This is a genomic window from Leucobacter sp. PH1c (assembly GCF_000633415.1).
In the GTDB taxonomy this organism is placed as follows: domain Bacteria; phylum Actinomycetota; class Actinomycetes; order Actinomycetales; family Microbacteriaceae; genus Leucobacter.
Window position 1 is genome coordinate 87,613 of record NZ_AYMV01000022.1, and the last position, 18,445, is coordinate 106,057.

Annotated in this window: 17 protein-coding genes and 1 tRNA gene; 6 read left to right on the top strand and 12 right to left on the bottom strand. The window is 71.3% G+C overall.

Annotation, left to right across the window (positions count from 1 at the left end):
• Positions 1–85 precede the first annotated feature (85 nt).
• The 6 genes from rplA to U874_RS14795 form a co-directional block, all read right to left on the bottom strand.
• Positions 86–775, bottom strand: a complete 690-nt coding sequence (gene rplA / locus U874_RS0108310) for a 50S ribosomal protein L1 (protein WP_025134077.1) — start codon at positions 773–775, stop codon at positions 86–88.
• 11 nt (positions 776–786) lie between these two features.
• On the bottom strand, positions 787–1,215 hold the full coding sequence (rplK, locus tag U874_RS0108315) for a 50S ribosomal protein L11 (protein ID WP_025134078.1): 429 nt from the start codon (positions 1,213–1,215) through the stop codon (positions 787–789).
• 189 nt (positions 1,216–1,404) lie between these two features.
• Positions 1,405–2,226: a transcription termination/antitermination protein NusG gene (gene nusG, locus U874_RS0108320; RefSeq protein ID WP_025134079.1), complete on the bottom strand. Its 822-nt coding sequence runs from the start codon at positions 2,224–2,226 to the stop codon at positions 1,405–1,407.
• A gap of 60 nt (positions 2,227–2,286) precedes the next feature.
• Positions 2,287–2,559 carry a preprotein translocase subunit SecE gene (secE, locus tag U874_RS0108325; RefSeq protein WP_025134080.1) on the bottom strand — a complete coding sequence of 91 codons (273 nt, stop codon included), beginning with the start codon at positions 2,557–2,559 and terminating at the stop codon, positions 2,287–2,289.
• Positions 2,560–2,612: 53 nt separating this feature from the next.
• Positions 2,613–2,685, bottom strand: a tRNA-Trp gene (locus U874_RS0108330).
• Between the two features lie 174 nt (positions 2,686–2,859).
• Complete coding sequence (locus U874_RS14795; protein ID WP_025134081.1) at positions 2,860–5,271, bottom strand: chitobiase/beta-hexosaminidase C-terminal domain-containing protein; 2,412 nt, start codon at positions 5,269–5,271, stop codon at positions 2,860–2,862.
• Between the two features lie 174 nt (positions 5,272–5,445).
• On the opposite strand from U874_RS14795, the gene U874_RS0108340 reads away from it, so the two are divergent.
• The gene (locus tag U874_RS0108340) at positions 5,446–6,648 is read left to right on the top strand and encodes a pyridoxal phosphate-dependent aminotransferase (protein WP_025134082.1); all 1,203 of its coding nucleotides are present in this window, start codon (positions 5,446–5,448) and stop codon (positions 6,646–6,648) included.
• Positions 6,649–6,715: 67 nt separating this feature from the next.
• Here U874_RS0108340 and U874_RS0108345 read toward each other — a convergent pair whose 3' ends face one another.
• On the bottom strand, positions 6,716–7,276 hold the full coding sequence (locus U874_RS0108345; protein ID WP_025134083.1) for a TetR/AcrR family transcriptional regulator: 561 nt from the start codon (positions 7,274–7,276) through the stop codon (positions 6,716–6,718).
• Positions 7,277–7,290: 14 nt separating this feature from the next.
• On the bottom strand, positions 7,291–8,340 hold the full coding sequence (locus U874_RS0108350) for an Lrp/AsnC family transcriptional regulator (RefSeq protein ID WP_025134084.1): 1,050 nt from the start codon (positions 8,338–8,340) through the stop codon (positions 7,291–7,293).
• Positions 8,341–8,448: 108 nt separating this feature from the next.
• On the opposite strand from U874_RS0108350, the gene U874_RS0108355 reads away from it, so the two are divergent.
• Positions 8,449–9,681 (top strand): M20 family metallopeptidase, encoded by a 1,233-nt coding sequence (locus tag U874_RS0108355; protein ID WP_025134085.1) that lies wholly within the window; start codon positions 8,449–8,451, stop codon positions 9,679–9,681.
• 17 nt (positions 9,682–9,698) lie between these two features.
• A complete protein-coding gene (locus U874_RS0108360) occupies positions 9,699–10,988 on the top strand; it encodes an MFS transporter (protein ID WP_025134086.1) in 1,290 nt (429 codons plus the stop codon).
• A gap of 79 nt (positions 10,989–11,067) precedes the next feature.
• On the opposite strand, the gene U874_RS0108365 is transcribed toward U874_RS0108360, so the two are convergent.
• Together U874_RS0108365 and U874_RS0108370 are read right to left on the bottom strand one after the other, a co-directional pair.
• Positions 11,068–13,425, bottom strand: a complete 2,358-nt coding sequence (locus tag U874_RS0108365) for a YhgE/Pip domain-containing protein (protein ID WP_025134087.1) — start codon at positions 13,423–13,425, stop codon at positions 11,068–11,070.
• A gap of 38 nt (positions 13,426–13,463) precedes the next feature.
• Complete coding sequence (locus U874_RS0108370; RefSeq protein ID WP_025134088.1) at positions 13,464–14,168, bottom strand: ATP-binding cassette domain-containing protein; 705 nt, start codon at positions 14,166–14,168, stop codon at positions 13,464–13,466.
• Positions 14,169–14,297: 129 nt separating this feature from the next.
• Between U874_RS0108370 and U874_RS0108375 the strand changes: the two genes are divergently transcribed.
• The 3 genes from U874_RS0108375 to U874_RS0108385 all read left to right on the top strand — a co-directional run bounded on the left by U874_RS0108375 (position 14,298) and on the right by U874_RS0108385 (position 16,736).
• Positions 14,298–15,482: a CE1758 family FMN-dependent luciferase-like monooxygenase gene (locus tag U874_RS0108375; protein WP_025134089.1), complete on the top strand. Its 1,185-nt coding sequence runs from the start codon at positions 14,298–14,300 to the stop codon at positions 15,480–15,482.
• A 65-nt stretch (positions 15,483–15,547) separates the two neighbouring features.
• Positions 15,548–16,000 carry a MarR family winged helix-turn-helix transcriptional regulator gene (locus U874_RS0108380; protein WP_025134090.1) on the top strand — a complete coding sequence of 151 codons (453 nt, stop codon included), beginning with the start codon at positions 15,548–15,550 and terminating at the stop codon, positions 15,998–16,000.
• Between the two features lie 43 nt (positions 16,001–16,043).
• Entirely contained in the window at positions 16,044–16,736 is a 693-nt protein-coding gene (locus U874_RS0108385; RefSeq protein ID WP_025134091.1) for a CE1759 family FMN reductase, read from the top strand.
• A gap of 11 nt (positions 16,737–16,747) precedes the next feature.
• Here U874_RS0108385 and U874_RS0108390 read toward each other — a convergent pair whose 3' ends face one another.
• Positions 16,748–17,512 (bottom strand): SDR family NAD(P)-dependent oxidoreductase, encoded by a 765-nt coding sequence (locus U874_RS0108390; RefSeq protein ID WP_232755889.1) that lies wholly within the window; start codon positions 17,510–17,512, stop codon positions 16,748–16,750.
• Positions 17,509–18,432 carry a fumarylacetoacetate hydrolase family protein gene (locus tag U874_RS0108395; RefSeq protein ID WP_025134093.1) on the bottom strand — a complete coding sequence of 308 codons (924 nt, stop codon included), beginning with the start codon at positions 18,430–18,432 and terminating at the stop codon, positions 17,509–17,511. The genes U874_RS0108390 and U874_RS0108395 overlap by 4 nt, the downstream gene beginning before the upstream one ends.
• Between the last annotated feature and the right edge of the window lie 13 nt (positions 18,433–18,445).

Below are 18,445 nucleotides of genomic sequence, written 5' to 3' on the forward strand. Positions count from 1 at the left end.
ACACCCCCAAACGACGCACACCCCCGCTCCGAACGGAGCGGGGGTGTGCGGAAGGCCGACGCGGAGCGCCGACCGGCGTACGGGCTTAGAGGCCCGAGACGTCCAGCGGGATGCCGGGACCGAAGGTCGTCGAGACGGCGCCCTTGATCACGTACTTGCCCTTGGCCGACGACGGCTTGAGACGCGAGATCTCGTCGAGCACGGACGTGATGTTGTCCGAGAGCTGCTCAGCCGTGAAGGAGGCCTTGCCAACGATGAAGTGCACGTTGGCGTGCTTGTCGACGCGGAACTCGATCTTGCCGCCCTTGATGTCGGTCACGGCCTTGGCCGGGTCCGGGGTGACGGTGCCGGTCTTCGGGTTGGGCATGAGGCCACGGGGACCGAGCACCTTACCGAGACGGCCGACCTTGCCCATGAGCTCGGGGGTCGACACGGCCGAATCGAAGTCGGTGTAGCCTGCGGCCACCTTCTCAATCAGCTCGTCGCCGCCGACCTCGTCGGCGCCGGCAGCGATCGCTGCCTCGGCCGCGGGGCCCACTGCGAACACGATGACGCGGGCGGTCTTGCCCGTGCCGTGGGGCAGGCTGACGGTGCCGCGCACCATCTGGTCTGCCTTGCGGGGATCCACACCGAGCTTGACGGCGACCTCAACGGTCGAGTCGGTCTTGGTGGAACCGGTCTCCTTCGCCAGGGCGACTGCCTCGGCGGGAGCGTAGAACTTGTCTGCCTGGATCTTCTCGGCAGCGGCGCGGTACGCCTTCGACTTCTGTGCCATCTTCAGTACCCTTACTCGACCGTGATGCCCATGGAGCGAGCGGTGCCCGCGATGATCTTCGACGCAGCGTCGAGGTCGTTCGCGTTGAGATCAGCCTGCTTCTGCTCGGCGATCTGGCGAACCTGCTCAGCCGTCACCTTCGCCACCTTGACGGTGTGCGGGGTGCCGGAGCCCTTCTGCACGCCAGCAGCCTTCTTGAGGAGCTCGGCGGCGGGCGGGGTCTTCAGGACGAAGGTGAACGAGCGGTCCTCGTACACGGTGATCTCCACCGGGACGATGTTGCCGCGCTGGGACTCCGTTGCAGCGTTGTACGCCTTGCAGAATTCCATGATGTTGACGCCGTGCTGACCCAGCGCGGGACCCACGGGGGGTGCCGGGTTGGCGGCGCCGGCAGCGATCTGAAGCTTGATCAGACCGGTAACCTTCTTGGCCTTTGCCATGATTGTTTCCTTTCCTACGAACGGGTTGCCCCGCTCTCCCGCAGTTCCGGCCGATCCGGACGCGGTGTGGCTATGCGCGAACGCACAACTTCACAATCGTACCCCACGCGCGAGGATTCTGCACGCGGGGAGAACGAAAAACGGGCCCCGCGCCGAAGCGCGGGGCCCGTTCTCGATCCGGGAGCCGGATCAGACCATCTTGGTGACCTGGTCGAAGCCGAGCTCGACCGGCGTCTCGCGCTCGAAGAGCGAGACGAGGACGGTGAGCTTGCCCGCGGCCGGGTTGATCTCGCTGATCGTGCCGGGAAGCCCCTCGAAGGAGCCGGACTTGATCGTGATCGTCTCGCCGATCTCGAAGTCGATCTCGACGTTGCCCTGCGCGGCGGCGTTCGCGGCGGCCTTGCCCTTGGCGGTCGCGGCCGGCTCGAGCTCGACGGTGCTCTTCAGCATCTCGAACGCCTCGTTGATGCGCAGCGGCACCGGGTTGTGGGCGTTGCCCACGAAGCCAGTCACGCCGGGGGTGTGGCGCACGACGGACCAGGTGGTCTCGGTGAGGTTCATGCGAACGAGCACGTAGCCGGGGATGCGCACGCGCGTCACCATCTTGCGCTGACCGTTCTTGACCTCCATGACCTCTTCCATGGGGACCTGGATCTCGTAGATGTCGTCGACCGCGCCCATCGTCTCGCGACGGTTCCACAGGTTCGACTTCACCTTGCGCTCGTAGCCCGCGTAGGTGTGGATCACGAACCACTTGCCCGGGCGGCGACGCAGGTCCTTCTTGAAGGCCTTGTAGGGATCCTCGGCGGTCTCCGCCTCGGCGTCCTCGGCAGCGCCGTCCTCGGTCTCCTCGTCGACGATCGCGGAAGCGGCCGCCTCGGCCTCCTCCACGGAGTCGATGTCGAGGGCGTCCTCTACGGCTGCGTCGACGACGGGGTCGGCGGTGTGCGCCAGCGCATCGAGGGCCGCGTCGAGGTCGGCCTCGGGGGTGTTGCTCGTCTCGCTCGTCATCTGCTGCTCTTGCTTTCTGTACTGACCAAATCGGGGCCGGGAGTAGCGCGTCTCGCGCGACTAGCCGAGCGGCGTCCCGAAGATAAAGACGGTGATGAAGCCGAAGACCTGATCCAGGGCCCACACCAGCGCCATCATGATGACCACGAAGGCGATCACGACGATCGTGAAGTTGACGAGCTCCTTGCGGGTCGGCGTCACGACCTTCTTCAGCTCGGCGATGACCTGCTGGATGAAGAGCACGATCCGGCTGAACCAGTTGCGCTTGGCAGCGCGGTCGCTGGTAGCGCGCTCGGCTGCGCCGCCGCTCTCCTCAACTTCACTGGTGCTCACTCGCCGTTCCTTTCAATAGACTCGTCCGGCGCCGAAGCGCCGGACGAGTGCGGCAGGGCGGACAGGACTCGAACCTGCAACCTGCGGTTTTGGAGACCGCTGCTCTACCAATTGAGCCACCGCCCTATGGAAACTGACTTGCCGAACTTCCATTCCCGAGAGGCCGAAACCTTCAGGCATAGGAAAGTATGGCAGAAGTCAACTACCGAGGACCACCTTACGGGATCCCGGGCGGGTTGTCGAACTGGGGCCGCGGCGTTCCGGCGCGCCCGGGCTCCGGAACGCCGCGGCAGCGGGGCGCTACGCCCGGCGCTTCCGCAGCCGGAGCCCGAGGGCCGCGGCGCCCGCGAGGAGCAGCGCGCAGGCGACGGCGAGCGCGGGCGCCCCGGAGGCGCCGGTCTGCGCGAGCGCGGCCGTGGCCGCGGAACCCGCGGATCCCGAGCCGCCGGAGTCGCTCGATCCCCCCGTGCCGCCGGGCTCACCCGTCCCGTCGGTGCCGCCCGTATCACCGGGCCCACCCGTGCCGGGCTGCTCACCGCCATCAGCGTCCTGCCAGGCGGCGAGGGCGGTGCGCAGGTCGGCGGTTGCGGTATCGAGCTGCGCCTGCGGCACGTTCAGGGTGTCGCGGAGCTCCCTGGCCTCCCCCAGCTCGACGCGGAGCGCGCGCTCGGCGCCCGCGGCGCCCCCGGCCTCCGCGGCACCCGCTCGCTCCGTCCGCTCCGCCCGCTCCGCCGGGAGCGCGGCCTCGACCTCGCCGATCGCAGCCCGGAGGGGCCCGCGGTCGACGGCGATCAGCTGCTGCTCGACCTCGGCCGCACCGTCCGCGAGAGCCCACGCGAGTTCGTCCACGGCGTCCTGCGTGGCCGGTTCGCTCTCCAGCTGCGCTCGGAGCGCCGCGGCGGCGGCCTCGGCCGCCGCCCGATCCGCAATCGCCACGGCGTAGTCCTCGTCCTCAGCAGGCGCGGTCGCGCCGAGCACCCGGTCCAGCTGCGCCAGCACCGCCTCGGCGCGGCTCTCGGCAGCCGCCAGGGCGCGCTCGTCCAGGGCGCCTGCGACGAAGCGGAAGCTCAGCGGCGCGCTCCGGTTCTGATACGAGTCGTAGGCGACGAGCACCGCCTCGTACTCGCGCCCGAGGGTGAGCGTCCGGTCGATCGGCCGCCCCACTGCGTTGCCCGCGCGCACCGCGAGCGGGATGTCGAGCACCGCCGGCTTCGGCGCCACGACGTAGTCCGAGTAGATGCGCCCGTTCGCGGGGACCAGCTCGGTGACCTGCCCGGTCTCCACGTCGGTCACGGTGAGCGTGTACTCCGCGGTGAACTGGTCGTCCCCCGCCTGCGGCAGGCGCAGCACGGGACCGTCCTCGGTCTGGCGCACGCTCGGCGGCTCCTCACCCCACTCAGGCGCCACCGCATTGCGGTTCGCCTGAGTGTAGGTGAACCGCGCCTTCGTCTCCGCGGGGGTCGCGCCGCGCGCGATCACCCAGCTCGGTCCGGCGAGCGAGCCGGAGGACGCGAACGGCGGGTTCTCCTGGAAGGCCCACGCCCCGTCGTCCGTGTACGTCCGCCCGGGGTCCGCCGCGTAGTTGATCCGGTCGATCTCGATCCGATCGCCGTACACGTCGACCACCACGGACTGCGCGGTCGGGATGGTGGCGTCGCGCGCGAGCCCGGGCCCGAAGATCTGGAACTTCCCGTCGTTCTCGCCGTAGGACATGGACCCCTCGTTCACGGAGGTGAAGTCCTGCTGGTGGATCGAGCGCTCGTCGGTGATGTTCAGGTGCGAGTGGCCCGAGAAGTAGACGACCTGCGGGAAGTCGCTGAGGCTCGACTTCAGGCCGCCGTTCGACGCCTGCGCCCCGTCCCACACCGTCGCGGGGATCGGGCGGTGCCCGAAGACGAAGACGGGCAGGCCCTCCGTGGCCGGGTCGGCGCTCAGCGCCGCGAGCCTGCCGTACAGCCACTCCGCCTGCGTCGCGTTCCAGGCCTCCGTGTTGACGACGAACGCGGGGAACTCGCCGATGGTCGACTCGTAGTACCCCGTCGTGCCGGGGAACCAGTCGTCCGGATACTGCTCGGCCATGCGCGTCACGTAGTCGTCGTGGTTGCCGAACGACAGCATCACCTGCGTGTCCGTCATCCCGGTGCGCGCGAGGTTCCGCTCGAGCATCGCGCGGGGGAACTGGTGGTCCGCCGCCGAGTTAAAGAAGTTGTCGTTGATCTGGTCGCCGTTCGAGATGAGCGCGTCCGGCCGCGGCGCGATCCGCCGCAGCGTGTCGAAGTACCCGTCCCACTTCGCCATCGCGGGGCCCGTCCCCGTGGAGAGGTGGATGTCGCTCATCACGGCGAACTGGGCGAGCGGCTCCTCCGCTGTCTTGACAAGAATCCCGCGGATCAGCGGGAGGCTCTCGGCGCGGTCGGTGAACGCCACCGCGGTGAGGTTCGCGGTCCGCTCGACCAGGATCGGGCCCGTCGCGAGCGCGCTGCTGCGCGTCGGGTGCGTGCCGTCGAGCGTGTAGCGGATCTCGGTCCCCTCGGCGGCGGCCAGCGTCACGGCCTGCGGGCCGACGTAGCGGCCGCTCTCGTGGCTCGCGGTGGGCGGCGCGAGCTCGGTCCGCGGGGCGGCGTGGGCCGCGACGGCGGGCGGGAGTACCGCCTGCGCGCCGAGCAGTGCGACGCCGCCCAGCGCGAGCGCGACGATCCTTCTCTTGGACATGGATTCCTCTCCTCCGGTGCCCGAGATAGGCACGCCTCAGCCCAAGTTGTCGATACAGGATGACGGCGCTTTGGCGGCGGCGTGAAAGCTGCATGAACTCCGCTTCACTCCGGATTCACTCGTCGGCTCGCGCGCATTCCCCGAGGGACCGCTGCACGGCCTAGACTGGTGCGCGTGACCACCAACTCTCGTCTGTCAAAGAAGCTCGCCGCCATCGCCGAGTCTGCCACGCTCAAGGTCGACGCCAAGGCGAAGGCACTCCAGGCCGAGGGCCGCCCCGTCATCAGCTACGCCGCGGGCGAGCCTGATTTCGCGACCCCCTCGCACATCGTCGACGCGGCGCGCGCCGCCCTCGACGATCCCAAGAATTTCCGCTACACCGCGGCGGCCGGTCTGCCCGAGCTGAAGCAGGCCATCGCCGCAAAGACCGCGCGCGATTCGGGCTGGGCGATCGATCCCTCGCAGGTGATCGTCACGAACGGCGGCAAGCAGGCCGTCTACCAGGCCTTCCAGGCGCTCCTCGATCCGGGCGACGAAGTGCTGCTCCCCGCCCCCTACTGGACCACGTACCCCGAGGCAATCCAGCTCGCGGACGGCGTGCCCGTCGAGGTCTTCGCCGGCTCCGAGCAGGGCTACAAGGTGACCGTCGAGCAGCTCGAGGCCGCCCGCACCGAGCGCACGAAGGTGCTGCTCTTCGTTTCGCCCTCGAACCCGACGGGCGCGGTGTACACCCCGGAGGAGACGCAGGCGATCGGCGATTGGGCCGAAGCCAACGGCCTGTGGGTCATCGCCGACGAGATCTACCAGAACCTCACCTACGACGGGGTCCGCGCGGTCTCGATCGTCGAGGCGACCCCCGCCCTGCAGGATCGTGCGATCCTCGTGAACGGCGTGGCCAAGACGTACGCGATGACCGGCTGGCGCCTCGGCTGGATGCTCGGCCCCGCCGACGTCATCAAGGGTGCCGCCAACCTCCAGTCGCACCTCACCTCGAACATCAACAACATCGCGCAGCGCGCGGCCATCGCGGCGCTCACGGGCCCGCAGGAGCCGATCGAGGAGATGCGTCTCGCGTTCGATCGCCGCCGCAAGCTCATCGTCGGCGAGCTGAACAAGGTTCCCGGCTTCGTGTGCCCCACCCCCGAGGGCGCCTTCTACGCGTACGTCGACGTCACCGCGGCGCTCGGCAAGCCCGTCCGCGGCGTGACCCCGACCACCTCGCTCGAGCTCGCGGACCTGATCCTCGAGCACGCGGAGGTCGCGGCGGTCCCCGGCGAGGCGTTCGGCCCCTCCGGCTACCTGCGCTTCAGCTACGCGCTCGGCGACGACGCGATCCTCGAGGGCGTGCAGCGGATCCAGGCGCTGCTCTCCGAGTAGGCGCGCGGCTCAGCACGACGACAGCGGCGGCGGTTCCCTCCCGGGAGCCGCCGCCGCTGTCATTCGCTCAGAAGGCGACGAGCACCTGGTCGAGCACGAGCTCGACGGGCTGGTCCTTCCGGAAGAGCAACCAGTCGAGGCAGGCGCCCGCGAGCGCGCCGAAGAACGCGGCGCCCGCAGTCTCGGTGGTCTCCGCCGCAGCGGGATCGCCGTTCGCCTCGCGCGCGGCGCGCAGCACGTCGCGGAATCGCACGGTGACCGAGCCCCGGGCGAGCGTCATGGTGTCGGCCCAGGGGCGATCCGTGCGGAACACCTCGGAGGCCATGAGCTTCGCGAGATCGAGATTGCTGCGCAGCGTCTCGAGCGTCGCCGCGGCGACGGCGCGCGGCGCCTCGGCCGCGGGGACAGAGTCCCGCGCCTCGTCGATCGCGGCGGCGAGACGGGCGAAGCCGTCGCGGATCACCTCTTCGAAGATCGCGTCCTTCGAGGCGAAGTTGTAGTACAGGCTGCCCTTCGCGACGCCCGCGGCCTCCGCGATCTGATCCATGGATGCACCGCTGATCCCGTGCTGCGCGGCGACGCGGACCGCGGCCTCGGTGATGAGCAGTTTGGTGTTGACGCGGGCCATACCTCCATCTTCCCCTACTCGGGCCCTGCGTGCCCCCACGAGGGCGCGATCACCTCGCCCGTGGCGCGGCCGCCGTCGCCCAGCAGCCAGCCGACGCGCTTCACGATGCGTAGCGCGATCGCGCTCTCGCGGATCACCAGCCCGGGCACGGCGCCCACGAGCGCTTCCTCCACGCGCGGCACCTCGGCGACGGAGCGGAGCCAGACCGCGATGAGGATGTTCGTGCGGCCCGTCGTCGAGGCGCAGAGCCGCACCCCGGGGATCTGGGCCACGCGGCGAGCGAGCTCCTCGTGCTCGGTCGCCGGGACTGAGGCGAACCACTGCGCGGTCACGGGGGTGCCGGTGACGCCCTGGGCGAGCTCGCAGCGGAAGTGGATGAGCCCGTGCTCGATCGCCGCGCGGATCTGACGGCGCACCGTCGGCTCGCTCATGCCGAGGCCACGCGCGATGTCGGCGGCCGAGGCGCGGCCGTCGAGCGCGAGCGCGCGCAGCACGGCGCGGCTCACTCGCGGGGGCGTGCCGTCCGGGCGGGGTCGCGGGTGCAGCTGCGCGACGCGGCGCGCCTGCTCAGCGCTGAGCGCGCGCATGGACCAGCTGTCCGCGATCACGTGCATCCGGGTGCTGAACGCGGTCTCCATGTGCTCGACCCCGGGCACCGCCGCGATCTGGGCGAGCGTGTGCTCGGTGAGCTGCGCGAGCGACGCGGCCGAGACAGTGAGGAGCAGGTCGCGGTGCCGCGCGGAGATGTCGAGGGAGACGACGTCGGGGATCGCCGAGAGCTCGCGGATCACGGCCTCGCGCTCGGACATGGCGCAGAGCACCTCGATGAACGCGGTCACGGGGCAGAGCCGCGTGGCGAGCGGGTGGGCCGCGATCCAGGCGATCCCCGCCTCGCTCAGACGTCGCCAGCGGGCCGCGAGCGTCGTGCTGTGCACACCGAGGATCGGGGCCAGGCTCGTCCACGAGGCACGGGGCGCGAGTTGCAGCGCGTGCACGAGCCGCAGGTCCTCGTCGTCGAGGAGGGAGGGATCATGGAGATGATCGATTCCTGTAATTTCCCGCATTCCTTGATTGAAACCTGCTTTTTCTGCGGGCGCAAGTGTCGAACGATCAGACTGACTGCGATGCGGCTGCGTACCGAGCGGCCGCCGCCCTGCTGCAATGGAGCACGAATGACCCACGTTGATCAGGCCGCCCTTGTCCGGCTGCGCCGTGAGCTGCACGCCGAGCCCGAGATCGGCCTCGCGCTGCCGCGCACCCAGCGCCGCCTGCTCGATGAGATCGCGGACCTCCCCCTCGAGGTCTCCCTCGGCGCGGCGAGCTCTTCGATCACCGCCGTGCTCCGCGGCACGCACCCCGAGCGGCCGGCGCAGGCGCCCGCCGTGCTCCTCCGCGCGGACATGGACGCGCTCCCCGTGAGCGAGGACCCCGCGGCGGATCCCCGCTCGGCCGTGCCCGGTGCGATGCACGCCTGCGGCCACGACCTCCACATGGCGATGCTCGTCGGCGCGGTCCGGGAGCTGAGCGCTCGGCGCGACGAGCTGCGCGGCGACGTCGTGCTCATGTTCCAGCCCGGCGAGGAGGGCTGGGGTGGCGCCCGCCTGATGCTCGACGAGGGGGTCCTCGACGCCGCGGGTCCCCGCGTCGGAGCCGCCTTCGCCCTGCACGTGTTCACCGGCGACCCGCGCCCCGCTCGTTTCGGCGTCCGCTCCGGCACCGCGATGGCCGCGGCCGCGGCGCTCAGCGTCCGCGTCGTCGGGCGGGGCGGCCACGGCTCCGCCCCGCAGCTGGCGAGCGACCCTGTGCCGACGGCCGCCGAGACGATCCTGGCGCTCCAGAGCGCCACGACGCGCCGCTTCGACGCGCTCGACCCCGTCGTCGTCACGATCGGCGAGGTGCACGCCGGCACGGCACGGAACATCATCCCGGACAGCGCGGAGCTCCACGCGACCGTGCGCAGCTTCTCGCACGCCGGCCAGGCCCGCGCGGCCGAGGTGCTCCCCGCCGTCGCACGCGGCGTGGCCGCCGCGCACGGGCAGGAGGCCGAGGTCGAGTTCCGCACCGAGTTCCCGCCGCTCGTGAACGATGCGGAGAACACGGCGACCGCGATCGCCGCAGCCCGCGCCCGCTTCGGCGCCGACGCGATCGAGGAGCTGCCCCACCCGAAGACCGCCTCGGAGGACTTCGCCGAGGTGCTCGCCGAGGTGCCCGGCGTCTTCGTCTTCGTCGATGCGACCCCCGCTGCGGGGAGCGGCTACAACCACTCCCCGCAGGCCGCGTACGACGACGCCGTGCTCGGCGACGGCGCCGCGCTCGCGGCGGAGTTCGCGCTCCGCCGCCTCGCCGAGCTGAGCGGCGCCGACGGCGCGCCCACCCACCCGCTCACGCGCAACGACCGCGCGTGACCTCACCGAAGGACACCATGACCACCACGACATCCGCGCCGCGGGTCGCACCGCAGCGATCCCAATTCCGCACCGTCTTCGCCACGAGCTTCGGCAACGCGCTCGAGTGGTTCGACTGGCAGATCTACGCCACGTTCGCACCGTTCATCGCCGCGCAGCTCTTCGACGCGGAGAACCCGATCTCCTCGCTCCTGCAGACCTTCGCGATCTTCGCGGTCGGCTTCCTCGCGCGCCCCCTCGGCGGGCTGCTGTTCGGCCTGATCTCGGACCGCTCGGGCCGGAAGACCTCGCTCATCCTCGCGGTCGGCGCCGCCTCGCTCGGTAGCCTCCTCATCGGCCTCATCCCGACGCACGCCGCGATCGGCGCCTGGTCGGCCGCGCTGCTCCTGCTCGCCCGGCTCGTGCAGGGCCTCGCGCACGGCGGCGAGATGCCCGCGGCGCAGACCTACCTCTCCGAGATCGCCGCACCGCGCAAGCGCGGTCTCTGGTCCTCGCTGATTTACGTCTCCGGAACGACGGGCATCCTCTGCGCCACGCTCTTCGGCGCCGTGCTCACGGGCGTGATGAGCCCCGAGGCGATGCAGGCGTGGGGCTGGCGCGTGCCGTTCATCGTCGCGGCCGCGATGGGGCTCTTCGTCCTCGTCATGCGGATCGGCATGCACGAGACCGAGTCCTTCGAGACCGGCCGCGTGCAGACCCTCACCGCGACGCGCCCCGAGCCGCTCCTCCCGCCGCGGCGGGCGGCGCTGCTCGTGATCCTCCTCACCCTGGGCGCGACCGTCTCCTTCTACGTCTGGGGCGTCACCGCGCCCGCCGTGGCCACCGCGACGCTCGGCATGGATCCGAGCGCCGCGCTCTGGGCCGGCGCCGGCGGCATCATCGTCTTCATCGCCGTGCTGCCGCTCTGGGGCAGGCTCTCCGACCGGATCGGCCGGAAGCGGGTGCTCGCGATCAGCCTGCTCGGAACGGCCGCGCTGTACTTCCCGATGCAGGGGCTCATGTCGGCGGAGCCGTGGACGCTGTTCGTCTCGACGGCCGTCGTGCTCGTCTTCCTCGCCGGCACCATGTCGATCCTGCCTGCCGTGTTCGCGGAGCTCTTCCCCACGCACATCCGCACCGTCGGCACCGCCGTGCCCTACAGCATCGCGGTCGCCCTCTTCGGCGGGACGGCGCCCTATCTGCAGACCTGGTTCGGCGCGGAGCTCGGGCAGCCGTGGCTGTTCTCGCTCTACAGCGTCGTCCTGCTCCTCATCTCCGCGGCGACCGCCATCTTCCTGCTCCCCGAGACGAAGGGGCGCGAGCTCTAGGCTGACCGCACCCACGCAACGCGGGCGGCGCCCCGGACGAGGAGTCCGGGGCGCCGCCCGCGTCGTGTCGAGCTCGCAGTCAGATCGCGAGGCTCGGGTGGAGCCGGGAGATGGTCCAGACCTTCTGCCGCCGCGCGGCGATCGCGCTGATGGCGAGGGAGACGACGAACACCGCGGCCATCACCGCGAGCGCCGCCCAGAAGCGCCCGTCGATGCCCCCGCCGATCAGCTGCCGCAGCCCGTCGACCACGTAGGAGGCCGGCATGAACGGGTGCAGGATCTGGAAGAACTTCGGCGTGGTCTCGACGGGGTACGTGCCGCCCGAGGAGGAGAGCTGCAGCATGAGGAGCACGAGGCTCACCACGCGGCCCGCGGCCGTTCCCAGCACGGCGATGAACATCTGCTGCAGCGCGAGGAACGCGAGGGTGACGAGCAGCATGAACGCCGCCATCCCCACCCAGTGCGCGGGCTGCATGCCGATGCCGTAGACCAGCACGAGCATCATGATGACCACCTGGCCGAGCCCGATGAGGGCCGCCGGCCAGAAGCCTGCGAGCACGGAGCGGAGGCCCGAGACGTTCGAGGCGAGCGGGCGCCGCGGCAGCGGGCGCAGGATCAGCCAGGTGATGAGCGCCCCGACGAAGGAGGCGAGCGCGATGAAGAAGGGGGCGAAGCCCTCGCCGAAGCCCTGCACCGCGTTCTCGGTCGACTCGTCGAGCGCGACGGGCTTGGCCATCGTCTCGGCGATCTTCACGGTCTGCCCGTCGCTGAACTCGGGGGCCTCCGCCGCGCCCTCGGCGAGGGCGTCCGCGAAGGTGCCCGATCCCTCGGTGACCCGCTTCGCGCCCGTCGCAAGCTCGCCCGACTTCGAGCTCGCCTCCTGTGCGCCGTCGTTCAGCTGCGTCGCGCCCGCGGCGAGCTGTCCGGCACCGTCCGCGAGGCGGTTCGCGCCGTCCGCGGCCTGCGCGACGCCCGCGGCGAGCTCGGAGCTCCCGGTCGCGGCGGTCTGCGTGCCGTCGGCGAGCGTGCCGAGGCCCGCGGCCAGCTGTCCGCCGCCGTCGCGCGCGACGGCCGACTTCTCGGCGAGCGTGCCCGCGCCGGAGGAGATGAGCGCGGTGCTGTCGCGCAGCGTCACCGTCTTGTCGGCGAGCGTGTGCGCACCGCCCGCGAGCTCGCCGCTCTTCCCAGCGAGGGTCTGCGCCCCGGTGTCCGCTCCCGCGATGCCGGCCGAGAGCTGGCCCGCCCCCTCGGCGAGCTGCCCGGCGCCGGCCGACACCTGCTGCGCCGCGGCGGAGACCGCCGCGAGCGAGGTGCCGTTCTGCGCGAGCGCCGCTTCGAGGTCTGCGATCGTGGCGTCCGGGTGCGCCGCGGCGAAGCCTGCGATGGCGCCGAGGCCACCCGAGACCTGGGCCGAGCCGGAGGCGAGCGCCCCGGCGTTCTCGGCGAGGCTCGCTGCGCCCTGAGACGCGGTGGCCGTGCCCGCCGCGAGCTGGCCCGCGCCGGCCGCGAGCGCGTCAGCGCCAGCGGCGAGGTCACCCGCACCGCTGCTCAGCGCGACCGTTCCATCGCTCAGCTGTTCGAGGCTCGCGGAGAGCTCGCCCGCGCCGGCGCTGAGCTGTCCCAGGCCGGCGCTCAGCTGGCCGGACTTCTCCGCGGCTTCCCCGGCGCCCGCGGCGAGCGCCGCGTTGCCGTCGGCGAGCGCGGCGCTGCCGGTGCGCGCGGTACCGAGTCCGCCGGCCAGCTGCTGCGTCCCGCTCACGAGCTCGGGCGACTTCTCGACGATCTGCGCCGTCCCGTCGGCCAGCTCGCCAAGCCCGGCGCTCAGCTTCTGCGTGCCCTCGGAGACCTGCTTCGTGCCCGATTCGAGGGTGGCTGCGGCGTCCGCGGCATCGCGCGTGCCGTCGCTCAGCTTCTCGACGCCGACGAGCACCTGCTCGGCCGCGGTCCGCGTGGTCGTCTCGGCGACCGCGTCGCGGAGCTGCACCATGGCCTGCTTCCCGAGGGTCGAGGCGAGGAAGGAGTTGTTGTCGTTGTACTGCACCTCGAGGGTGCCCGCGCGCGGGTCGTCCTGCAGCCCCGCGAGCGTCCTCGAGAAGTCGCTCGGGATCGTGACCGAGAAGTACACGTCGCCGTCGGCAACGGCGGTCGCGGCGTCCTCCGCCCCGAGCGGCTTCCAGTCGAGATCCTTCCCGGCCTGCAGCTCGTCGAGCACGTCGTCTCCCGCGGTGAGCAGCTCGCCGTCCGGCTTCTCGGCAGGCTCGTCGAGGTTCACGACCGCGACGGGCAGGTGGTTCATGTTGTCGGTCGGCGCCCAGAACGCCCAGAGGTAGAGGGCGCCGTAGATGAGCGGGATGACCAGGAGGACGGCCAGGGAGATCTTCGGCAGCATCCCCCGGCGGAATCGTTGCAGCTCGGTGCCGCGGGTGAACAGTGACATGGTTCGGTCTTCGTTCTCTTCGTGTGTGTCGGTGAGGCTTAGAGGGCGATCACGGCGGGATCGAGGGCCGCGAAGCGCTCGATGTCGCCGGGGTCGCTCGTTGCGAGCACGCTCCGGATGCCGCGCTCGGCGAGGGCGAGGAGCCGCTCGGCGACGAGGTCGCGGTCCGCGGGATCGCGGAGCGCGTCGAAGTCGTCGAGCACGAGCAGCTCGGGCTCCTCGAGGAGGGCGAGGCCGATCCGGAGCAGCTGCTCCGAGGCAGTGTCGAGGTCGCGGACGAGCGTGCCGATGGGCGGCAGCTGGAGCGCCCCGAAGGCGGGCTCGAGCAGGTCCTCGGCGAGGTCCTGCGTGATCCGCGGCACGCGCCGGTACCAGGGCAGCGCCCACGAGAGCCGCTCCCGGAGGATGTCGCCGACGGTCACGGCGGGCTCGAGCGCGTCGATCGCCTCGAAGCCGGCGATCCCGGAGCGGCGCCGGATCTCAGCGAGCCGCTCGGAGCCGAGCGTCTCGACGCGCCCCTCGTGGAGGCGCATGCGCCCGGACAGGCTGAGGAGCAGGGAGGTGCGGCCGCTGCCGCGCACGCCGAGGATCACGGTGATGGGCCGATCGCTCGACGCGGTGAGCGGCCCGAACACCGGCCCGTGCTCGCCCTTCACCAGGGCGTCGCGGAGCACCACGACGGGCGGGCGGCTCGCGCCGGGGGCGCCGATCGCTGAGGTGGGGGCGGCGTGCTGTGTGGTCACGGTCTTCCTTCGCATTTCTAAACTGACTAGTCAGTCTAAATCGAGAAATGGGAATCGTCAACTCGGGAATAGATCCCGGCGGCCCGTGTTACATTTACATGCAAGCGCATATAACTGGAGGCAGGCATCATGGAATTTGGGATCTTCTCGGTCAGCGACGTCACCCGCGACCCCGTCAGCGGCACGACGCCGAGCGAGGCAGAGCGCATCGACGGCCTCGCCCAGATCGCCGTCCACGCCGAAGCGGTCGGCTTCGACGTCTTCGCGGTGGGCGAGCACCACAACCCGCCGTTCTTCTCCTCGAGCCCCACCACCTTCCTCGCGTACATCGCTGCGCAGACGACAACACTGAAGCTCTCGACGAGCACGACGCTCATCACCACGAACGACCCCGTGCGCATCGCCGAGGAGTACGCGATGCTGCAGCACCTCGCGAAGGGCCGCATGGACCTCATGCTCGGCCGCGGCAACACCGCGCCCGTGTACCCCTGGTTCGGCAAGGACATCCGTTCGGCGCTCCCCCTCGCGCTCGAGAACTACAACCTGCTCCACCGCCTCTGGCGCGAGGACGTGGTTGACTTCGAGGGCAACTTCCGCACCCCGCTGCAGGGCTTCACGTCGACGCCCCGCCCCCTCGACGACGTGCCCCCCTTCGTGTGGCACGGCTCGATCCGCACCCCCGAGATCGCCGAGCAGGCCGCCTACTACGGCGACGGCTTCTTCGCGAACCACCTCTTCGCCCCGTCGGAGCACTTCCTCCGCCTCGTGCGCTTCTACCGGGAGCGCTTCGAGCACTACGGCCACGGCACGCAGAAGCAGGCGATCGTCGGCCTCGGCGGCCAGGCCTTCGTCGCGAAGAATTCGCAGGACGCCGCGGCGCAGTTCCGCCCCTACTTCAACGAGGCCCCCGTGTACGGCCACGGCCCGAGCATGGAGGACTTCACGCAGCAGACCCCGCTCACGGTCGGTAGCCCGCAGGAGATCATCGACAAGACGCTCTCCTTCCGCGAGACGTTCGGCGACTACCAGCGCCAGATGTTCCTCGTCGACCACGCCGGCCTGCCGCTCAAGACCGTGCTCGAGCAGCTCGATCTGCTCGGCTCGGAGGTGCTCCCCGTGCTCCGCGCCGAGACGGCCGCCCGCCGGGATCCCGAGGTGCCCGAGTCGCCGAGCCACGAGAGCCTCGTGCGCGCGAAGTACGGCGACGCCGAGCCCCGTCAGCCCCGGCCCAACGCGAACCGCGGCGACAACGTCACGGGCGGCTCGCCCTACCAGGACTCGGCCGCGAAGCCCGGCTCTGCCTTCGGCCTCTAGGCTGGGGGCCGCCGCCCAGGCCCGACCCGCCACTCCCACTCACCCCATCACGAAAGAGCAGCCCGATGAGCACCGCACCCCGCGCAGACATCCGACTCAGCAATGAGACCTGGGAGGCACTGATGACGGCGCACGCCACGCTCATGGGCCGCTTCGGGGCCGAGAGCATCTGGGAGGAGGCGAGTGTCCGCGAGTACGACGTGCTCTACACGCTCGCGAAGCACGGTGAGCCGATGCGGATCTGCGAGATTCAGAGCAACGTGCTGCTGAGCCAGCCCGCGCTCTCGCGCATGATCGATCGGCTCACCGGCCGGGGGCTCCTCGCGCGCGCCGCCGACGAGCAGGACGGCCGCGCCGTGCGGGTCTCCCTCACCGCGGACGGTGCTCGCGTGCAGCGCGAGATCGGCCGCGCCCACGCGAAGAGCGTCGCCCGCGAGGTGGGCGCCCGACTCACCCCGGACGAGATGCACGAGCTCGCGCGCCTCACGCGCAAGCTCGTCGCCCCGCCGGCCGCCTGACCGCGGCACCACACCCCCACAGACCCGAAAGGAACGCACGACCATGAACGCCCCCTTCGACGGCGGAACCCCCGCCGCCCGCACCGCGTCGATCGCGATCGTCAGCGCCGGCACGAGCGACCCGTCCACCACGACGATGCTCGCGCGCCGCGTCGCCGACAAGGCCGCAGCGCTCGCCGAGCGGCAGGGGATCGCCGTGCAGATCCGCATGGTCGACCTGCGTGTCCTCGCGGCCGACGTCACCACGGCGATGGTCTCCCAGCACATCTCGCCCGCCCTCCAGGAGGCGAGCGACATCATGCGCGACGCCGACGCGATCATCGCGTCGACCCCCGTCTACAAGGCCGGGGCGAGCGGGCTGTTCACGAGCTTCTTCCAGGTGCTCGACAACGACCTGCTGATCGGCACGCCGGTCGTGCTCGCGGCGACCGCGGGCAGCGCGCGCCACGCCCTCGTGGTCGACGACCAGATGCGCGGCCTGTTCGCCTACCTGCGCACGGTGACCGTGCCCACCGCGCTCTTCGCCGCTCCCGACGACTGGAACCACAGTGATTTCGGCACCCGGATCGAGCGCGCCGCAGCCGAGCTCGTCGCCCTCGTGGCCGGGGGCTTCCGCACCGCCGTCCGCGAGGAGACGTGGAACGCGTACCAGCACTCCTACGGCAGCGCCGGCGGCACCGAGCTCGGGATCACCCTCGACTCGGATCTGATGCGGCTCGCCACGGGCGGACGGTAGCGGGGCCCGATCTACCCGAGCGGGCGCAGCCGGAGACCCTGCATGCCCCCGTCCACCGCGATGGCCGCGCCGGTCGTGGAGCCCGCGAGCGGACTCGCGAGGTAGACGATCGCCTCGGCCACTTCCTCCGGCGCGACGAGCCGCCCGTGCGGCTGCCGCCGCTCGAGCGCGGCGCGCTCGGCAACGGGATCCGCCGCCGAGCCGAGCAGCCGCTGCACCCAGGGGGTGTCCGCGGTCCCCGGGTTCACACAGTTCACCCGGATCCCCTCGCGCAGGTGGTCGGCCGCCATCTGCAGCGACAGGGCCTGCACCGCCCCCTTCGTCGCGCCGTACAGCGCGCGGTCCGGCAGCCCGGCAGTCGCCGCGATCGACCCCACGTTGACGATCGCGGCGGCGGGCGACTCGCGCAGCCAGGGCAGTGCCGCACGCGAGACGCGCACGAGCCCGAGCACGTTGATGTCGTAGACGCGATGCCACTCGGCGTCGTCGTTCGTCTCGATCGTGCCCTGCGCACCGGCGCCGGCATTGTTGATCACGATATCGATCCGCCCGAAGCGCTCGGCGACCGCGGCGATTCCTGCGCGGACGCTCGCGTCGTCGCCGATGTCCACCGCGCAGCCCAGCACGGGCTCCGCGACCGCATCGATGCGGAGGTCGAACACGGCAACGCTCGCCCCCGCGTCGACAAGTCGGCGCACCACGGCTGCTCCGATGCCCGATCCGCCGCCCGTGACGATCGCGACGAGGCCCGCGAAGGGCAGACCCTGGCCGCTCACGATGCGGCCCCGTTCGCCTCGGCAGCGTCCGCACGGTCGGCGTCAGCACGGTCGGCGTCCGCGGTGGTCCCGCCGTAGGCGACGCAGCGCTGGCGCTGCGAGCCCAGCCCCGCGATCTCGAGGTCGATCACGTCGCCCGCGCGGAGGTACGGGAAGTTGCCCGAGAGCGCGACGCCCTGCGGCGTGCCCGTGAGGACGAGATCTCCCGGCTCGAGGACGAGGTACTGGCTCAGATCGTGCACGATCGTCGCGACGTCGAAGATCATGTCCGCCGTGCTCGAGTCCTGCCGGGGCTCGCCGTTCACGAAGCTGCGCAGTCGGAGGGCTCCGGGGTCGACCGCGTCGGCCGGCACCAGCCAGGGACCGGTCGGAGAGAACCCGGGGCCGGACTTACCCTTGCCCCACTGTCCGCCCGACTCCTCGATCTGCCAGCTGCGCTCGGAGAGGTCGTTCACGAGCACGTAGCCCGCGATGTGCGCGGCGGCCGCCGCGCGATCCGGGAGGTAGCTCGCACGTTTCCCGATGACGATCCCGAGCTCCACCTCCCAGTCCGTCTTCTCGCTGCCGGGCGGGATCGTGACGTCGTCGTATGGCCCGACCACCGTGTTCGGCGTCTTCTGGAACATCACGATGCGCTCGGGCGGGGCCGAGCCCGATTCTGCGGCGTGCGCCGCGTAGTTCATGCCAACGCAGATCACGGCGCTCGGGCGGGCGATCGGGGCGCCGACGCGCAGCGCGTCCGCGTCCGCGAGCACGGGGAGCTCACCCGCCGCGTGGGCCGCCGCCGCCGCCGCGAGGCCGCCCGCCTCCAGGAACGCTCCGGTGATCGCCGGGGTGAGCCCCCGGAGGTCGTAGCTGGCCTCGTCGTCCACGAGGACCGGGATCTCGGCGCCGACCGGGCCGAGGTGTGCAAACTTCATCGTTCTCTCTCCT